This window comes from Bradyrhizobium sp. BEA-2-5, from assembly GCF_032918025.1.
GTDB classification, from domain to species: Bacteria; Pseudomonadota; Alphaproteobacteria; order Rhizobiales; family Xanthobacteraceae; genus Bradyrhizobium; species Bradyrhizobium pachyrhizi.
Map to the genome: position 1 here is coordinate 4,754,495 of NZ_CP136629.1, position 17,603 is coordinate 4,772,097.

Annotated in this window: 19 protein-coding genes; 10 read left to right on the top strand and 9 right to left on the bottom strand. The window is 63.4% G+C overall.

Going from position 1 to position 17,603, the window contains the following annotated elements:
• The first annotated feature begins 135 nt into the window (after positions 1-135).
• A complete protein-coding gene (locus tag RX327_RS22260) occupies positions 136-2,412 on the top strand; it encodes a TonB-dependent siderophore receptor (RefSeq protein ID WP_317247128.1) in 2,277 nt (758 codons plus the stop codon).
• 191 nt (positions 2,413-2,603) lie between these two features.
• On the opposite strand, the gene RX327_RS22265 is transcribed toward RX327_RS22260, so the two are convergent.
• The 3 genes from RX327_RS22265 to RX327_RS22275 are packed head-to-tail and all read right to left on the bottom strand — an operon-like array spanning position 2,604 to position 5,565.
• Positions 2,604-4,103, bottom strand: a complete 1,500-nt coding sequence (locus tag RX327_RS22265) for a tripartite tricarboxylate transporter permease (RefSeq protein WP_317247129.1) — start codon at positions 4,101-4,103, stop codon at positions 2,604-2,606.
• Positions 4,103-4,603 carry a tripartite tricarboxylate transporter TctB family protein gene (locus RX327_RS22270; RefSeq protein WP_317247130.1) on the bottom strand — a complete coding sequence of 167 codons (501 nt, stop codon included), beginning with the start codon at positions 4,601-4,603 and terminating at the stop codon, positions 4,103-4,105. Before RX327_RS22270 ends, RX327_RS22265 begins: the two co-directional genes overlap by 1 nt.
• On the bottom strand, positions 4,600-5,565 hold the full coding sequence (locus tag RX327_RS22275; protein WP_410712195.1) for a Bug family tripartite tricarboxylate transporter substrate binding protein: 966 nt from the start codon (positions 5,563-5,565) through the stop codon (positions 4,600-4,602). The genes RX327_RS22270 and RX327_RS22275 overlap by 4 nt, the downstream gene beginning before the upstream one ends.
• 335 nt (positions 5,566-5,900) lie before the next feature.
• On the opposite strand from RX327_RS22275, the gene RX327_RS22280 reads away from it, so the two are divergent.
• The 3 genes from RX327_RS22280 (at position 5,901) to RX327_RS22290 (ending at position 7,674) form a co-directional block, all read left to right on the top strand.
• Positions 5,901-6,134 (top strand): hypothetical protein, encoded by a 234-nt coding sequence (locus RX327_RS22280; protein ID WP_028333862.1) that lies wholly within the window; start codon positions 5,901-5,903, stop codon positions 6,132-6,134.
• Positions 6,135-6,243: 109 nt separating this feature from the next.
• Positions 6,244-6,633, top strand: a complete 390-nt coding sequence (locus RX327_RS22285) for a PRC-barrel domain-containing protein (RefSeq protein WP_028340955.1) — start codon at positions 6,244-6,246, stop codon at positions 6,631-6,633.
• Positions 6,634-7,494: 861 nt separating this feature from the next.
• Complete coding sequence (locus tag RX327_RS22290; protein ID WP_016845008.1) at positions 7,495-7,674, top strand: hypothetical protein; 180 nt, start codon at positions 7,495-7,497, stop codon at positions 7,672-7,674.
• A 311-nt stretch (positions 7,675-7,985) separates the two neighbouring features.
• Here RX327_RS22290 and RX327_RS22295 read toward each other — a convergent pair whose 3' ends face one another.
• Positions 7,986-8,243 carry a DUF3551 domain-containing protein gene (locus RX327_RS22295; protein WP_082190610.1) on the bottom strand — a complete coding sequence of 86 codons (258 nt, stop codon included), beginning with the start codon at positions 8,241-8,243 and terminating at the stop codon, positions 7,986-7,988.
• 161 nt (positions 8,244-8,404) lie between these two features.
• On the opposite strand from RX327_RS22295, the gene RX327_RS22300 reads away from it, so the two are divergent.
• On the top strand, positions 8,405-8,785 hold the full coding sequence (locus RX327_RS22300) for a hypothetical protein (protein WP_050384933.1): 381 nt from the start codon (positions 8,405-8,407) through the stop codon (positions 8,783-8,785).
• A gap of 172 nt (positions 8,786-8,957) precedes the next feature.
• Here RX327_RS22300 and RX327_RS22305 read toward each other — a convergent pair whose 3' ends face one another.
• The 4 genes from RX327_RS22305 to RX327_RS22320 all read right to left on the bottom strand — a co-directional run bounded on the left by RX327_RS22305 (position 8,958) and on the right by RX327_RS22320 (position 11,364).
• A complete protein-coding gene (locus tag RX327_RS22305) occupies positions 8,958-9,179 on the bottom strand; it encodes a hypothetical protein (RefSeq protein WP_050384934.1) in 222 nt (73 codons plus the stop codon).
• A 20-nt stretch (positions 9,180-9,199) separates the two neighbouring features.
• The gene (locus RX327_RS22310; RefSeq protein ID WP_028333858.1) at positions 9,200-9,430 is read right to left on the bottom strand and encodes a hypothetical protein; all 231 of its coding nucleotides are present in this window, start codon (positions 9,428-9,430) and stop codon (positions 9,200-9,202) included.
• A gap of 299 nt (positions 9,431-9,729) precedes the next feature.
• The gene (ldtR, locus tag RX327_RS22315; protein ID WP_317247131.1) at positions 9,730-10,248 is read right to left on the bottom strand and encodes a transcriptional regulator LdtR; all 519 of its coding nucleotides are present in this window, start codon (positions 10,246-10,248) and stop codon (positions 9,730-9,732) included.
• A 654-nt stretch (positions 10,249-10,902) separates the two neighbouring features.
• A complete protein-coding gene (locus tag RX327_RS22320; protein ID WP_317247132.1) occupies positions 10,903-11,364 on the bottom strand; it encodes a DUF6163 family protein in 462 nt (153 codons plus the stop codon).
• Between the two features lie 197 nt (positions 11,365-11,561).
• On the opposite strand from RX327_RS22320, the gene hemB reads away from it, so the two are divergent.
• The 3 genes from hemB (at position 11,562) to RX327_RS22335 (ending at position 14,221) form a co-directional block, all read left to right on the top strand.
• Positions 11,562-12,626 (top strand): porphobilinogen synthase, encoded by a 1,065-nt coding sequence (gene hemB / locus RX327_RS22325; RefSeq protein ID WP_317247133.1) that lies wholly within the window; start codon positions 11,562-11,564, stop codon positions 12,624-12,626.
• A 174-nt stretch (positions 12,627-12,800) separates the two neighbouring features.
• Positions 12,801-13,358 carry an RDD family protein gene (locus RX327_RS22330; protein WP_317247134.1) on the top strand — a complete coding sequence of 186 codons (558 nt, stop codon included), beginning with the start codon at positions 12,801-12,803 and terminating at the stop codon, positions 13,356-13,358.
• Positions 13,359-13,444: 86 nt separating this feature from the next.
• Positions 13,445-14,221, top strand: coding sequence for an arginyltransferase (locus RX327_RS22335; protein ID WP_317247135.1), 777 nt, complete (start codon positions 13,445-13,447; stop codon positions 14,219-14,221).
• A gap of 97 nt (positions 14,222-14,318) precedes the next feature.
• On the opposite strand, the gene RX327_RS22340 is transcribed toward RX327_RS22335, so the two are convergent.
• The gene (locus tag RX327_RS22340; protein ID WP_317247136.1) at positions 14,319-15,692 is read right to left on the bottom strand and encodes an Nramp family divalent metal transporter; all 1,374 of its coding nucleotides are present in this window, start codon (positions 15,690-15,692) and stop codon (positions 14,319-14,321) included.
• A 118-nt stretch (positions 15,693-15,810) separates the two neighbouring features.
• Between RX327_RS22340 and RX327_RS22345 the strand changes: the two genes are divergently transcribed.
• Positions 15,811-16,941 carry a PspA/IM30 family protein gene (locus RX327_RS22345; RefSeq protein WP_050384937.1) on the top strand — a complete coding sequence of 377 codons (1,131 nt, stop codon included), beginning with the start codon at positions 15,811-15,813 and terminating at the stop codon, positions 16,939-16,941.
• The gene (locus RX327_RS22350) at positions 16,938-17,600 is read left to right on the top strand and encodes an OB-fold-containig protein (RefSeq protein ID WP_050384938.1); all 663 of its coding nucleotides are present in this window, start codon (positions 16,938-16,940) and stop codon (positions 17,598-17,600) included. Before RX327_RS22345 ends, RX327_RS22350 begins: the two co-directional genes overlap by 4 nt.
• Positions 17,601-17,603 lie beyond the last annotated feature (3 nt).

Below are 17,603 nucleotides of genomic sequence, written 5' to 3' on the forward strand. Positions count from 1 at the left end.
GTCATACGCCGTTGTCTTCCGGTCACACAGCCAAGCTTTGCGCGCAACTTCGACAGCTTCTAACCGCACGCAGGCTGCTCGCGAAAATCACCGTGATAACGACTCGCTCAAGATTTTTTACGGAGCGTGGAATAAATGTCGTGCAGGTGGATTCGGCCGCAGCGGTTTGCTGCTTCGGCTGTTGTTGTGTTTTCGGTTGTCGGTGCGGACGATCTCTTCGCCCAGACGCAATTGCCGTCCGTGACAGTCGAAGCGCCGCAGCGGCAAGCGGCGCGATCGCAGCAGTCCTCGCAACGGACCACGCGCGCACGCAGCGCCTCGCGCCGCACGACGGCCGCCCCGGTGAGCGCGCAGCCTCAGACCGCTCAGCAGCCCACGGGCGCCGGCGGCGGGCACGAACGCGCCAACGGCCCGGTCACCGGCTATCTGGCGCGGCTGAGCGCCAGCGGCACCAAGACCAACACGCCGATCATGGAAACACCGCAGTCCGTGTCGGTGATCAGCGCCGAGCAGATCCGCGACCAGAAGATCGTCAGCAAGTTCGACGAGGTGCTGCGCTACACGCCGGGCGTCATCGGCGGCACCTATGGCGCCGATTTCCGCAACGACTGGTTCATGATCCGCGGCTTCCCCGCGCAGAACGAGTCGCTGTTCCTCGACGGCCTGCAGCTGTTCTACACGTCCTATGCGAGCTGGCGGCTGCCGCCGTCCAACATGGAGCGCGTCGAGGTGCTGCGCGGTCCGTCTGGCATCCTGTATGGCGGCTCGGCGCCGGGCGGCCTCGTCAACGCAGTCAGCAAGATGCCGCCGGCCGAGCCGATCCGTTACATCGAGACCGGCGTCAACAATTTCGGCAACGCCTATACCCAGTTCGATATCGGCGGCGCGACGGCGCAGCCCGGCAACGGCCAGGTGCAGTACCGCCTGGTCGGCCAGGCCCAGGGCGGCGGCACCCAGACCGACTATGTCTACGACAACAACTTCTTCTTTGCCCCGTCGGTCACTTGGCGGCCCGATGCCGACACCAGCCTCACCGTGTTCGGCATGGCCTCGCACAGCAACACGCGCGCGCTGAACTTCCTGCCCTATGTCGGCACCGTCACCAACGCGCCGTTCGGCCGGATTCCGACCAGCCTGTTCGTCGGCGATCCCAGCGCCGACCAGTTCCGCCGCGACCAGCAGATGGTCGGCTACCAGTTCCAGAAGAGCGTGACCGACAGCGTCGATTTCCGCCAGAATGCGCGCATGGCGCATGTCGACGTCTATTATGCCGGTCTCTACGGGCTCGGCTACGCGACGACGCCGGCCGCCGCCGACATCGCCCGCGGCAATTTCTACACCCGCGGCATCGCCACCCAGCTCAACCTCGACAATCAGCTCGAATACCGTTTCACCACCGGCGCGCTGCAGCACACCGCGCTGGTCGGCGTCGACCTGAAATATTACGGCATCGACGACCGCCAGGGTTTTGGCATGGGCACCAATCTCAACGTGCTCAATCCGGTCTACGGCACCAACCTGCCGTACAGCGGCCCGCTGTATCAGAACGCCTATCTCGCCCAGGGCATGGCCGGTCTCTATCTGCAGGATCAGGTCAAGCTCGACCGCCTGACGGTCGTGCTGTCCGGACGCCAGGACTGGGTCGATCTCACCAACAACAACCGGATCGGCGCGTCCCAGGGCCGCGACGACAGCCAGTTCTCCGGCCGTGTCGGCGCGATCTATAATTTCGACAGCGGCGTTGCGCCCTACGTTTCCTACATGACGGGCTACAATCCGGTCATCGGCACCACCGCGTCCGGCCAATTGCTGCTGCCGGAAACCTCCGAGCAGACCGAGGTCGGCGTCAAGTACGAGCCGGTCGGGCTCAACGCACGGTTCGGCGTCGCGTATTTCGACCTCAAGCGCAAGAACGCGCTGACAACCGATCCGAACAACCCGCTGTTCCAGACCCAGAACGGCGAAGTCACCTCGCGCGGCGTCGAGCTCGAGGCGGTCGCGAACATCACGCGCGATTTCAAGCTGGTGGCGAGCTACACCAATTACGAGCTGTTCGTCAGCAAGGACCTCAACCCCGCGCTGATCGGCACCGTGCCGACCAACGCGCCGCAGCAGCTCGCATCGGTGTGGACCGACTACACCTTCCGCGACGGCCCGCTCACGGGCTTCGGCTTCGGCGGCGGCGTGCGCTATGTCGGCTCGTCCTTTGCCGACACCGCGAACACCGCACGGGTCCCGGGGGTCGTGCTCGGCGACCTCGCCTTGCATTACGAATGGGACAACAACTGGCGCGCGGCGCTCAATGTCGTGAACGTGACCGACAAGATCTATGTCGCGAGCTGTGCGTCGACCACGTCCTGCTTCTACGGCGATCGCCGGCGCGTCACCGCCAGCGTCTCCTACAAGTGGTGAGCTGAACTTTCAGTTCACGGAAAATCATGTGACCGAGAGGCGGCATTCGGCCGCCTCTCTTTTTTCGCTGTCGTCAGGGTGGTGTCAGCTTGTCGCGCTAGTTTTCGCGTCGCGGCGATATTTGCCGTGCCCAGACTGGCCCGCTCCGAAATGCGAGCCCCGGAGCGGGCCTTTTACGGTCTGGTCGCGCCCTAATCCTCGTTCGCCTTGAATCGCCCGAGCCCCTTCATCACGAAGGGCGCCAGCAGCGCGATCAACGCCACCGCCAGCAGCGTCGCCGAGATCGGGCTTTGGACCAGCGTCATGGGATCGCCGAGGCTGATCGCGAGTGCGCGACGCAACTGGCTTTCCGCGATCGGGCCGAGGATCAGGCCGACGACCACGGGAGCGATCGGAAAATCGAACCGGCGCATCAAGAAGCCGAGCACGCCGAAGCCGGCCAGCATCGATAATTCCACCACCGACGGCTTGGCGGCGATGGTGCCCATGGTCGCGAAGACGAGGATGCCGGCATAGAGCCAGGGCTGCGGAATCGCGAGCAGGCGCACCCACAGTCCGACCAGCGGCAGGTTGAGCACCAGCAGCATGCAGTTGGCGATGAAGAGGCTCGCGATCAGACCCCACACCAGATCGGGCCGCTCGGCGAACAGCAGCGGCCCCGGATTGAGGCCGTATTGCTGGAAACCCGCCAGCATCATCGCGGCGGTCGCCGAGGTCGGCAGCCCGAGCGTGAGCAGCGGCACCAGCGTGCCCGCGGCGGAGGCGTTGTTGGCCGCTTCCGGTCCCGCCACACCTTCGATCGCGCCCTTGCCGAATTCTTCGGGGTGTTTGGTCAGGCGCTTCTCGGTCGAATAGGACAGGAAGGTCGGGATCTCGGCGCCGCCCGCAGGCAGCGCGCCGATCGGAAAGCCGAACATGGTGCCGCGCAGCCACGGTTTCCACGATCGTTTCCAGTCTTCCTTTGTCATCCACAGCGAGCCGCGCACCGGCTCGAGCTTCTCCTCAGTATGATGGCGGCGCGATGCGACATAGAGCGCCTCGCCCACCGCGAACAGGCCGACCGCGAGCGTCGTCACCTCGACGCCGTCGAGCAGCTCGGGAACGCCGAACGCGAGCCGCGCCTGGCCGGTCAGCTTGTCGATGCCGACGAGGCCCAGCGTCAGGCCGATGAACAGGCTGGTCAGGCCACGAACCGGCGAATCTCCGAAGGTCGCCGACACCGTGACGAAGGCGACGCACATCAGCGCGAAGTAATCCTCTGGGCCAAAGCGCACGGCGACATCGACCAGCCACGGCGCAAGGAAGGCGAGTCCGATGGTGGCGATGGTGCCGGCGACGAAAGAGCCGATCGCGGAGGTCGCAAGCGCCGGCCCGCCACGGCCGGCCTTGGCCATCTTGTTGCCCTCGAGCGCGGTCGCCATCGAGGCGCTCTCACCGGGCGTGTTGATCAGGATCGCGGTGGTCGAGCCGCCATACATGCCGCCATAATAGATGCCGGCGAACATGATCAGCGAGCCGCCGGGATCGAGCTTGTACGTCACCGGCAGCAGCAGCGCGACCGTCAGCGCCGGGCCGATGCCGGGCAGCACGCCGACGGCCGTGCCGAGGAACACGCCGATCAGCGCATAAAGCAGGTTCATCGGCTGGACGGCGACCGCCATGCCGTGGGCCAGCGCGGCAAAAGTGTCCATCACAGCAGTCGCTCCAGGGGCCCGGCCGGAAGGCTCAGCGTCAACAGGCGGTCGAACGCGAGATAGATCAGCGTCGTGATCACGAGCGCGATGGCGGTGTCGGCCAGCACGGCGCGGCGGCCGAACGCCGCCGACGTGGTGACGAACAGCGCCGAGGTGGCGAGGATGAAACCGCCGCCAAAGCCGATGATGGCGATCAGGAGCGCCAGGCCGCCGATGATCAGCCCCACCGGTTTCGGATCCATGCTCTCGCGCGGCGGCAGGTTGCCGCGCAGCGCGTCGATCAGATTGCCGATCGCCAGAATGACAAGGCCGATCGCGATGACGACCGGCATCGCCTCCGGCCCCATGCCATACATCGTGGTGGACGGCAGCTTGCTGGCGTCCCACACCAGCACCGCGGCAAGCCCGGCAAGCGCGGCCGCGATGACAACGCCGGCGCGATCGACGCGTCGCGCCGGCGCGGGCCGGAGATTTTCAGACGCCGCGTCCGGCGTCATGACTTCACGAGGCCGACGGACTTGAGCACGTCAGTGACCCGAACGATTTCCTTCTTCAGGAAGTCGGCGAAAGCGTCGCCGCCGAGATACGCATCCTCCCAGCCTTTCTGCTTGAGGATCTCCTTCCAGGCGTCGGACTTCACCATCTTCTCGACCGCATCGCTCAAGGTCTTGCGCTGTTCCGGCGTGATGCCGGGGGGCGCGACCACCGAGCGCCAGTTGGCAATCACGAGGTCGATGCCCTGCTCCTTGAAGGTCGGGATGTCACTGCCGGCAATGCGCTTCTCCGAGGTCACGCCGATCGCGCGCAGCTTGCCGGACTTGATCTGCCCTTCATATTCGCTCAGGCCCGAAATGCCGGCGGTGACCTTGCCGCCGAGGATCGCCGCCAGCGATTCGCCGCCGCCGGAGAACGGGATGTAGTTGATCTTCTTCGCATCTGCGCCGACGGCGCCGGCGAACAGCGCTGCCATCACATGGTCCACACCGCCGGCCGAGCCGCCGGCGAAGGTGACCCTGGCGATATCGGCCTTCACCGCGGCGGCGAGATCCTGCGCATTTTTGATCGGCGAGTTCGCGGGAACCACGATCACCTGGATCTCCTCGGTGAGGCGGGCAATCGGCGTCACCTGCTCCAGCGTCACCGGCGACTTGTTCATGGCGAGCGCGCCCACCATGACGAAGCCGTTGACCATCAGCTGGTTGCCGTCGCCCCTGGCGCCATTGACGAACTGCGCGATGCCGACGCTGCCACCGGCACCGGGAACGTTGGTGACCTGCACGCTGCGCGCGACGCCTGAAGCCACCAGGGCCTGCTGCATCGAGCGCGCGGTCTGGTCCCAGCCCCCGCCCGGAGCTGCCGGTGCCATCAGCTTGAGCTCGAGTTGCTGGGCGGGCGCCGGACCGCTCGTCCCAAGCAACAGCGCGACGACCGCGCCGAACAGGCGCATGTGGGACGGCATCATGGGGCTTCCTCCAGAATTTTCGGAAAGCAGCCTGCCGATCGCCGGCTGCATCCGGTCACGTGATCGCATCGCCACTCGGACAGCGCGATCCCTTCGGATCAGGAATTGCTCGCCGATCTCGCGTCTGCGTGTCCCCTAGCGACCATTCGCCACAGCCTTCGGCAAGCCGCAGGGCGCGGCTAGCGAGTGCTGCAAATCGCCGCACCCTCTCGGATCGTTTTTCGCTTGCTTTGATTCGGCGCGGCCCGGCAACGCAAGTTCGGTTCTAGGAACCTTCGCCATTTTCTCTCGTTCCACCTCCGCCGATTGGTACGGCTATTGGAGGAGAGAACATGAAGTTTAAGACCATTGTCGCGGCATCTTTGCTTGCCGCTTTCGTCTCGCCGGCATTTGCAGCGGATGAATTCTACGTCGTGCAGGACGTGAAGACGAAGAAGTGCACGATCGTCGACAAGAAGCCGGTCGACACGACCACCACCGTCGTCAGTCCGTCAGGCACTGTCTACAAGACGCGCACCGAAGCCGAGACCGGCATGAAGAGCGTCAAGGTCTGCAGCTCATACTAGGAGGCGATCGCATGCCAGTCATCATTCTCTGGGCCGTGCCGGCGATCATCGTGATCGGCGGCGGCATCTACCTGATCGGCCATATGCACTGAAGGCAAGGAGACCTCTTATGAAGAAGTTGGCTATCGGCTGCATCATGGCTGCGGCATTCGCCACCGCCGCGCATGCGGCAACCACCATGCCCGCCGCTCCGGCGGACAGTTCGACCATCACCAATTACTACAAGCAGAATGTCTACGACCCGAAGGAATCCAAGATCGGGACGATCGACGACGTGCTTGTCGACAAGTCCGGCAAGGTGACCGGTCTCGTCGTCGGTGTCGGCGGCTTCCTCGGCGCCGGCGAGAAGGACGTGATCGTGCCGTTCACGGCCGTCAAGTCTCAAAAGAAGGACGACAAGTGGTGGCTTACGCTCGACGAGACCAAGGACAGCCTGAAGGCTGCACCTGGTTTCAAATACGATCGCGCCAGCACGACCTGGAAGCCGGAGAACAAGTAACACCGACGGCGTCCCGTCTGCTCACCGAGGGCAGACGGGACGCTGCGGCAGATCACTCACTGGATGGTGGCGCTGTCGAAGCTCGCCCGAAACGCATCAGGTCACGCGCCAAACCACGAAATGGCCCCAGCACCTTTGGGGGCCTGGAGGCCGGTGCTGGGGCCATTTGCCTGATCCGGGGCTGAGCTATTGGAGGCAGGCTCCCCCATCCATCAAGAACCGCGCGGTTCCAGCATTAGCTTATGTAAATCGCCGCCGGGATATCCCAAAGCGAGTGTCTTGCGCGCAACAGCCGATCGGCGGACGGAAGAGAACGCAAAGCCGGCACCTCAAGGTGAGGCCGCCACGACCACCGAACGAAGATTCTCGATGGAGCACTTGGTCGAACCCTGGCAAGTTTCAACCTAACAAAAGCCAGGCCATGGAGGCGATCAGCGCCACAAGCGACACGGTCGCAGCGCTGACAAAGGCAATCTCCACACCGTCGATATGGTGGTGGTTTGTATGCATTGAGCGTCCTCCTAGATGGGTGTCCGCGGACCTTGGGACAGTAGCCACGCCGTCAAATTGGCGGTGGTTTCGTCATGCCGCGCCTGCCTCAAAAGGGTCTCTCGCTCTCGACAGGGAGGAAGGTTCTTGGCCCGTTGACGTAGCCGTTTTGCTTCTTGGGCAAGGCGTTTTTCAAGGGGGAATATCTGCCTAACCCGGCGTCGTCGCTTCATGGCTCCTCTCTCCAACGCTGACGTTTGGCTGCCCCAAAAGCAAAATCAAAAAGCCCGGGAGCGTGAAAAGTTCCCGCCAGCTTCGCGTCAATGAGATCAGACGGAAGGAACTAGCGAAACGGCGTGGAAGTTACAGGGCATGGGCATAGCCAAGGACCTGAAGAAGCAGGCCAAGACCGCCGAGCAGGCGGCGGTGCGGACGGCTGACGAATTCGCGGCCGAGCAAATGAAGAGCCTCGCCCAAGCCTTCCGGGCTCAGGCCGAGGTCGTCAAGCGAAACAAGAAAAAGAAGAAAGATGAGCTTCACCGTAAAAGCTAGGTGCAAGTTTGGAGAGATCGTGCACCGTCGTGGCACGGCCGAGGCAGCTCTGCGCAAGGCAAAGGAGCTCTCACGGTCGCAGTGTTACGACATCCACATCGTGACACCTGAAGGCCGAGACTACGACTCGTCCGAGTTTGGAGACCTTCCCCGCACGCCACTGGCTGTGCGCGTTCCTCAGAAAGGCCACACTTATCCATAGGGCAATAGAGGTTTCAAAAAGGCAGGCTCAAAAAGCGGCCCCGGCTAACCGCATCCCCCGTCGGGTGCGCCCTTCCCCATCCGCCTCGCGCGCGCCATCGGCGAGACAATCAATAGCGGTAGCGATATCCCCGCCGCTGCTGACCATATGCGGCGCGAGGATTGATCCCGCAGGTCACGTTCCTTCCAGAAGCTGACGCGAGACACTGGGCGCGGGTTTGGTACATGCAATCGCCGGGATAGCCGACGCCGCGCCCCTGCACGCACCAGGGATAATCCCGGGCGCTGGCCGGGCTCACATTTGCCAGTCCTGCAGCGCCGAACGCCAGGAGAAACGTCAAGACAGCGAACAGGACAGTTGTGCGCATGATCGGCTCCTCACAACCAATCGAGGACCAACGGAGCGGCAAGATCAGCGTTCCTGTCGGTCGCGGGCGGGCCACAACTCGGAGCGGCCGCGCCGAGCGCAGGAACCATGCTCCGTTGGGCCGGTTGTCGGAAACCATCCATCCCACAGAAGTCACTTGGCATGCCGTCACGACTGCTTTGGTTTCTGGGTTTTCCGATTCTGGTTGTTCTGGGTGGTTGCGGCGATCAACTCGAGTGCGATTCAATCGAAACCCGGAAGGCCGTGCTCCAGACCATCTCCAACGATCACCGCAATCCGCTTGTCAATTTCGCCGCCAGGGAATCGACGGCAAAGCCCACTGCGGAAAACTCAAAGCCACAATACCTCCTCGATGAAGAGATCGTCACGACGTCGGCCAGTGAGGACAAGCGAACATTGCAATGCAGAGGCGGCATCTCGGTCTCTGTGGGCGACATCAAGGCTTCCAAGGAAGTCGAATTCACCGTGCAGAAATCGAGCGACGGAAAGTTGGCGGTTTCGGTTGCTCCATTTCAGTTTTGAGGTGCGACAAACTCAGTGTCGTCCTGGCGAAAGCCAGGACGACGATCGTGTGTGAGGAGCCCGCACCGTCATCGCCAGGTTGGCGATCCTGTACGCCCGCGGCTTCTTGGCTCAAGCACCGTCTGGAATACTGGATCATCCGCCGAGACAGAGTGCGAAACCAGGCGCGCCGCTACAGCCCGGTATAGCCGGCCTTCACATGGTCGGTACTGCCGTCGAGCTGGCGCAGATAGGTCAGGCCGCACACTGTCAACCGATGCGGATCGCGCTCGCCGGCGTCGAACAGCGTCTGCACGTACTCTGTCACCTTCGCCCGCGCTTCCTCGCTCGCAGCTGGCGTGCGGTTGAGCAGCAGATCATACGTCTGCATGATCCGATCGATAGCGGCTTCCATTGAAGTCTCCGGGTTGACGCTCAGGCGACCACCAGCGTCTCGGCCTCGAACTTCGCGATCGCCTTGTTGGCGAGGCGGAGGCGATTCATCTCACCGCGCTGGAACAGCTTCACGATGATGCCGAGCAAGCGCTCATTGGTGGCGAAATTGTCGGGAATGGCGCCGGATTTGCGCAGATAGTTCGAGGCGATCGCGTAGGCGTCACCGACGACCTCGACATTCAGCACCTCGATCCCGCGCTCGACCAGCATGTCCTGCTTCTCCATCAGAGCGTTTTCAAGCGAAGTGGACACCGGTTCGCGTGAAGAAAACGCGTCTAAAAAATCCGAGCGTGACGAGATCCGATTAGATTTCGTTCACGCCGCGAGACAGGATAAAGCTCCGGCAACGGCTTGGTTCCTCGCTGGGACCCATTTATTTTCGCAGGTGCAGCATGAAACACGTGCAGCATGAAAAACGCATCGGCCGGGCATGACCGATGCGTTGACTGGAGGAAGGCTGCCGGTCTTCTCGCGCGGCCGGCTTGGCCATCAGGCGAAAACAGGAAGGCTCAGAGGCGATAGAGGATCTGATCGGTCCAGAACCGCTCGAGGCGGTGCAGCGACTTGTTGAGGGTCGCAAACTCGTCGCCGGAGATGCCGCCGACCTGCTCCACCGTCTTGACGTGCTTCTGGTAGAGCGCGTCGACGATGCGGCGGACTTCCTGGCCCTGCGGGGTCAGGCGGATGCGCACCGAGCGGCGGTCAACGCGCGAGCGCTGATGATCGAGAAAGCCGAGCTCGACGAGCTTCTTCAGATTGTAGGAGACGTTGGAGCCGAGATAGTAACCGCGCGTGCGCAGCTCGCCCGCGGTCAGCTCCTTGTCGCCGATGTTGTAGAGCAAGAGCGCCTGGACCGAGTTGATGTCCGCACGGCCGCGGCGATCGAATTCATCCTTGATCACGTCGAGGAGCCGGCGATGCAGCCGCTCCACCAGAGTCAAAGCTTCCAGATAGAGCGACTGCACCGGAGCTTGACCGGTAGCGCGATCGGCGGCATCCGCCGCCGTTGTCGCGACGGCTTTCATCATGACACTTCCCCTGTTGTCGTTTTTATCGACACTTATTCGACGAAACTTGTGTCCCGCCTGATAGGTGCAACTTAAGGGGCTCGTTTGAAGATCGGCTTAAATAAGAGAATAAAGAGATCATGAATTTAAGACAGTGAATTGCGGATTAAGCCCATGGATCAAAGGCTTTTCGCAACTTTTCATTGACGGTGGCGGACCCTTGTTCACGCTTCGTCTGCCTGCCCTGTCACATTCGGAAACAGCATCGTCTGAATTCGAAACGGTGGCGTAACGGGTATGAGGGAACCCTTTACGGTGACCGATCGGTTACCGGAAAATTCTTTGAAAATTTTATCGGAGTGCATCGGCGGGACGTGCACGCGATGCGCGCAAGCGATGCTGATCTGTTGCGGGGGGCCAGACCGGTTCCGCCGTCGGCCCGCGCAAAGCCGGCCGGCACACGCGCCGAGATCCGGTGAAATGGGCCCCGACGGCAGGTCCCGTAGAGACGTCCCGGAAGGGGTTGTCTCAAACGGATGCGATCTGTCGGCACCCACCTATCAGAACCAGCGATGCTGTCTTCTCGTTGCGCGCACGGCTGCCAAATATTGCCGGCCGCCGTCAGCTATTCGTCGCGCTGTCGCCACGGGGCAACAGGCCATCACTGACGCCGGCCTATGGCGGCCGTTCGCGCGCGGCCATCCAGGCGAGCGCGAGATAGGCGGCGAGCATGAAGACCTCGACGCCGACCACGACGAGGCTGCCGCCGTAGATTCCGGGGAACATCAGCTCGATCACGGCCATCGACACCACGGTCGTGAGCCACACCACCGCGCCCCAGGGCGTGGCGAGCCAGAGGCCGACCGCGGCCACGAGCTCGATCACGGCGAAGTAGACGGTCGCGGCCTGCCAGGCCATCGACTGGTTCTCGAATGCCTCGTCCTCGCCGCCGACGAACCCCGTCACCTGGGCCCAGTGATAGAGACCCTTGGCGACCGAGACGACGGCCATGATGCGCAGGAAGATGACGAGGCGCCGCGTCCACGCATTGTCGTCCGGCTCGATCCGGTCGGACGAGATCGCGCTCACCGAGATGGCGTTGTCCCGCGCCTGATCGCGTGCAGAGGTGTCAGACATCCGAATCGCCGCAGAGCGGCTGCAAAATGGGGTTCATGGGCGCAGTCTTGGCCCGCCGGGGACGCAAAATCAATTGCCGTTGCGGCAAATCAAGGGCGCCACGGATGCAATAGCGGCGCAATGACGGCGGCCCTGACAGGTGCTAGAACCGGACTTATATCAGGTCCAGACCAGCCGTCCGTCGAGGAGAAGACAACATGGCGATCAAATTCGGGCGCCCGATCGAACTGCGCGATGCGCCCCGGCGCCAGAGCGATGCCCTCGCCTCACCCTCGCTCGACCTCACGATCCGGATGCGGCGCAATCGCAAGTCGGAATGGGCCCGCCGCCTGGTGCGCGAGAACGTGCTGACCACCAACGACCTGATCTGGCCGATGTTCGTGGTCGATGGCCACAACACCCGCACGTCGGTGGCCTCGATGCCCGGCGTCGACCGGCTCACCGTCGACCAGATCGTCCGCGAGGCCGAGCGCGCGATGAAGCTGACCATCCCCTGCATCGCGCTGTTTCCCTACACCGACCCGTCCCTGCGCGACGAGGAAGGCTCGGAAGCCACCAACCCCGACAACCTGGTCTGCCAGGCGGTACGTGCGATCAAGAAGGAGTTTCCGGAGATCGGCATCCTCTGCGACGTCGCGCTCGATCCCTTCACCAGCCACGGCCATGACGGCCTGATTTCCGACGGCAAGATCCTCAACGACGAGACGGTGGCCGTGCTGGTGCGCCAGGCGCTGGTGCAGGCCGAGGCCGGCTGCGACATCATCGCGCCCTCCGACATGATGGACGGCCGGATCGGTGCGATCCGCGAGGCGCTCGACGACAACGGCTTCGGCGACGTGCAGATCATGGCCTATGCGGCCAAATATGCCTCCGCCTTCTACGGCCCGTTCCGCGACGCCATCGGCTCGGCCAAGACGCTGACCGGCGACAAGCGCACCTATCAGATGGACAGCGCCAACACCGACGAGGCGCTGCGCGAGGTCGAGCTCGATATCGCCGAGGGCGCCGACATGGTGATGGTGAAGCCCGGCATGCCCTATCTCGACGTGATCCGCCGCGTGAAGGATACGTTCGCGATGCCGACCTTCGCCTATCAGGTCTCCGGTGAATACGCGATGATCGCGGCCGCCGCGAACAACGGCTGGCTCGACGGCGAACGTGCCATGATGGAGAGCCTGCTCGCCTTCAAGCGCGCCGGCGCGGATGGCATCCTCACCTATTTCGCGCCAAAGGCCGCCGAAAAGATCAAGGCGGAGAGCTGACGTATTGCGACAAGTGGGTCGCTTCGCTCCGCTCGCAATGACGGCGTGAAGGTAGAACCGCTCAATCCAGCCCCCGAATCGCCGGAATATTTCGGCTAGTTAATGTTCGCGCAGGCTTGGCGAACGCGCCTCCTGTTCCCATGTCCTGCGCGGGACTTTCATCGGAGGTTGGTCATGTCCTACGGCAATGACGGCGGCACTTGGCGCAACGAAGCCTGGCGCAGCGACGGCGGCGTTCCTCCGCATGCGTTCGATCCGTCGATGCAGCCGGATCTGTTCCGCGGCGTGCTGACGCGACGCGTGTTTGCGTTCCTGATCGACCTGTTCGTGCTGTCGGTGCCGGTGATCCTCGCGGTGATTTTCATCGCGGTGTTCGGCCTCGTCACGCTCGGTCTCGGCTGGGCGCTGTTCTGGATCGCCTGGCCGGCCTCAGTCATCTGGGCCATCGTCTATTACGGCGCCTGCATCGGCGGTCCGTCGTCGGCGACGATCGGCATGCGGGTCATGGACCTGGAATTGCGCACCTGGTACGGCGCGCCCGGCTACTTCGTGCTCGGCGCCACCCATGCCGTGCTGTTCTGGATCACGGTCTCGTTCCTGTCGCCCTTCGTGGTGCTGGTCGGCCTGTTCAACGGCCGCCGTCGCCTGCTGCACGACATCATCCTCGGAACCGTCATTATCAACAGCTCGGTTCGGACCCCGGTCGCCCCGGCCGCGCGGACCTCCTATTAGGCCCGCCTAAACCAATTGACCGTTAGCCTCAGGGGGGCGATGCTCACTCGGCTGCCTGTATTGTTTATGGAGCCCGACGATCTGACGTGACCCAGCATTCGCGTGATACTCCCCAGTTCTATTTCACGGCGCCCTCGCCATGCCCCTATTTGCCCGGCCGGCATGAGCGCAAGGTGTTCACGCACCTCGTCGGCGACCGCGCCGGCGACCTCAACGACCTCCTGACCCACGGCGGCTTCCGCCGCAGCCAGTCGATCGCCTACCGGCCGGCCTGCGACCAGTGCCGCGCCTGCGTCTCGGTCCGGGTGATCGCCAACGAGTTCCGGCCCTCCCGCAGCTTCCGGAAAGTGATGGCGCGCAACGCCGACATCATCGGCGAGCAGCGCAGCGCAGTGCCCACCTCCGAGCAATATTCGGTGTTCCGCGCCTATCTCGACGCCCGCCACCGCCACGGCGGCATGGCCGACATGACCGTGCTCGACTACGCCATGATGGTCGAGGACAGCCACGTCGAGACCCGCATCATCGAGTACCGCAAGCGCGGCCCCGACAGCGGCCTCACCGGCCGCGGCGAGGAGCTGATCGCGGTCGCCCTCACCGACGTGCTCAGCGACGGCCTGTCGATGGTCTATTCGTTCTTCGAGCCGAACCAGGTCAGCCGCTCGATGGGCACCTTCATGATCCTCGACCACATCGCGCGCGCCCGCCGCCAAGGCCTGCCTTACGTCTATCTCGGCTACTGGATCGAAGGCTCCAAGAAGATGGACTACAAGGCCCGCTTCCTGCCGCAGCAGCGCCTTGCACCCTCAGGCTGGCTGCGCATCGACGCGTCAGGCGAGGTGCTCGCCGAGCCGCAGGACTAAAGCTTGATCCGGAAAAGTGCGCAGCGGTTTTCCGAAAAGATCATGCTTAAACAACAACCTGAAGCGAGATGACGATTCATCCTGATCGCATCGCGCTTTAGCTGCCGAAGAACGTATCGATCAGCAGCTTCACGTTCAGGACCACGATCAGCCCGGCGACGATCCACGCCGCCACCGCGACGGGACGCGAAATCGCGAACGCGCCCATCTTGCGGCGGTCGGAGACGAAGCGCACCAAAGGGATCACGGCGAAAGGCAGCTGCATCGACAGCACGACCTGGCTGAACACCAGCAGATCCGCCGTGCCGCGCTCGCCATAGAGAGCGGCGACCACGATGACAGGGACGATCGCGATGCCGCGGGTCACGACCCGCTGCAGCCAGTCGGGCAGCTTCAGGTCGAGGAAACCTTCCATCACGATCTGGCCGGCGAGCGTCGCCGTCACCGTCGAGTTCAGGCCGGAGGCGAGCAGCGCCACCGCGAACAGCGTCGAGGCGATGCCGAGGCCGAGCAGCGGCGACAAGAGTTCGAAGGCCTGGCCGATCTCGGCGACATCCGAATGACCGCTCTTGTGGAAGGTCGCAGCGGCCACGACGAGGATCGCGGCGTTGATGAACAGCGCCAGCATCAGGGCGATGGTGGAGTCCGTCGTCGCCCATTTGATCGCCTCGCGCCGGCCGGTGTCGTTGCGCTCATAGGCACGCGTCTGCACGATCGAGGAGTGCAGGTAGAGATTATGCGGCATCACCGTCGCGCCGATGATGCCGATCGCGATGTAGAGCATGTCGGAATTGGTGAAGATCTCGCGCGACGGCATGAAGCCGCCGATCACACCGGCAATCGGCGGCGCAGCGGCGGCGATCTGGACCACGAAGCAGACCGCGATCACCGCCAGCAGCGCGATGACGAAGGCTTCCAGGAAACGGAATCCGCGGTTCATCAGGAGCAGCAGCAGGAAGGCGTCGAGCGCGGCGAGCAATGCGCCGCCGATCAGGGGAATGCCGAACAGCAGTTTCAGCGCGATCGCGGTGCCGATCACCTCGGCGAGATCGCAGGCGATGATCGCCGCCTCGCAGGCGATCCAGAGCAGGAAGTTCACCGCCGGTGAATAGGTGCCGCGGCAGGCCTGCGCGAGGTCGCGGTCGGTGACGATGCCGAGCCGCGCGGCCAGCGACTGGAGCAGGATCGCCATCAGGTTCGAGAGCAGGATGACGGAGAGCAGCGTGTAGCCGAACTTCGACCCGCCGGCGAGGTCGGTCGCCCAATTGCCGGGGTCCATGTAGCCGACCGAGACGAGATAGCCCGGACCGACAAAGGCGAGCAGCCGCCGCCACCAAAGACCGCCTGACGGCACCGCGACGGTCGCGTTCACCTCAGGCAGGCTGCGCACATGTCCGGCATCGCCCCGCCAGCCGCCTGGCAGGGCATTGGGAACGGAAACGGAAGACAGTTCAGGGGTCCGAGCATCCATCCCCCAAGGATGGCCGATCTCTCCCGTTATTGCAACTCATTTGCAACTGCATCTAGGCTCACGAAAATGATATCAGGCGCCCTTGTAAAGCACTGAGGAAGTGCTTTACGTTAGATGCATGATCAAGCTGCCCGTCGAGACGCCCACCGCGACGCTGCGCTACGCCCTCGCCCCTGACCCTTCAGGCATCGAGGCGATCGAGGCGACCTTTGCGGCCTACGACCGGATGATGGCGATCCTCGCCGAGGTCGCCCCTGTCGGTGCCAACCTCGTCTCGCTGCACGCCCAGGCCTACGAGAAGATCCGCAAGGAGACCGGCCTGCCCGCACGGCTGGTGACGCTCGGCCTGCGCGACCGCGCCAATTACATCGCAGGCGCCGCCGTCCGCCGGATACCGCTCGACGACAAGTTGTTTGCGATCAAGGGCCCAACTTCACTGACCATTAGCACTGTCAGCGGACGCGTCTTGGTGCCGTTCGATGTCCCGGGATATGTCTCGGGCTGGGAAAGCCCCTTCCCGGCCCATTTGATCTCGGATGGACGCGGCTACGAAATCCACATCGCCGTCAAATCGAAATCAGCACAACCGGAGGAGAAGACCATGCTTCACGAAGGCATCCTTGCGCGCATGGGCCGGCTTCTTGCCGCCATCGCGAGCCAGACCATCGACAATGTCGAGAACAACAACAAGGTCGCGCTGGTCAAACAGGCGATCCGCGAGATCGACGCCGGCGCCGACGAGGCGCGCTACGCGCTCGGCAAGTCGCGCGCCGAAGAATTCCGCCTGAAGAAGCGGTGCGAAGAACTGGATACCGAAACGACCAATCTGAACGAGAAGATTCGTCTCGCACTTGCGGAAAATCGCGAGGATCTCGCGCGCGCCGGCGTTGCACGGCAAATTGATCTGGAGTCGCAGGTGATCGCGCTGGAACGCGCGATGGATTTCATCGAGCTCGAAATCGACGAGCAGACCAAGGCACTGCAGGCCATGCTCGGCGCGCGCCGCGAGGCTGAGACGCGCTTGGCCGACCTCGAACAAAGCCTGATCCGCGAGGCCCAGGACGAAACCGGCCGGGGCCCATCCGCGACCAATACATTGAGTGCTGAGCGTGCCATGGCGGCGATCGCCCGGGTCACCGGCGTTCCCGCTGCAAGCGTGCTCGGCGACAAGCAGCTTGACGAACTCGATCGCCTGCATCGCGAAAAGGAAATCGCGGCGCGGCTTGAAAGGATCAAGTCAGAAAAATGAGTGCAGTTGGCGACATTCTGCTCGCCCCCGACGTGCGGCCCTTCGCGGTCGCGGCTGCGATCATGGTGGCACTTGGCGGTATCGAACTGCTCAGCACCATGGTCGGACTTTCGATCAGCGAATTGATCGGCAAGGATTTCGCGGTCGAGGCCGAGAGCCACAATGCTCTCGGTGGCCTGTTTCTCTGGATCAACGCCGGACGGCTTCCCCTCCTGATCCTGATCATCCTGATCCTCGGCATCTTCTCGATCGGAGGCTTCCTGCTTCAGGGACTGGCGCATGCCGCAGGCACCGCCATCCCGGTCTCGCTTGCCGCGGTGGTTGCTGCCGCAGGCAGCATCCCAGTGATCAGAAATACCAGCCGCGGCCTCGCCCGCATCATTCCGCGCGACGAGAGCTATGCGGTCAACGACAGCGACTTCGTCGGCAAGGTCGCAACCGTGTCGGTCGGCCCGCTCGATCAGGGCCTGCCCGGCCGGGTCCGTCTCAAGGATGTCTTCGGCAACTGGCACACCGTGTCGGCGCGCGCCAGCGCGGAGTCCGAGGCATTGCCGATCGGCGCCAGCGTGCTGCTGGTCGATCGCGATGCCAAGGGCTTCATCGCGATTGCCGCTCCAGCCGACCTCGTCGAACAACAACGATCTTCCAACAGGGCATAACAC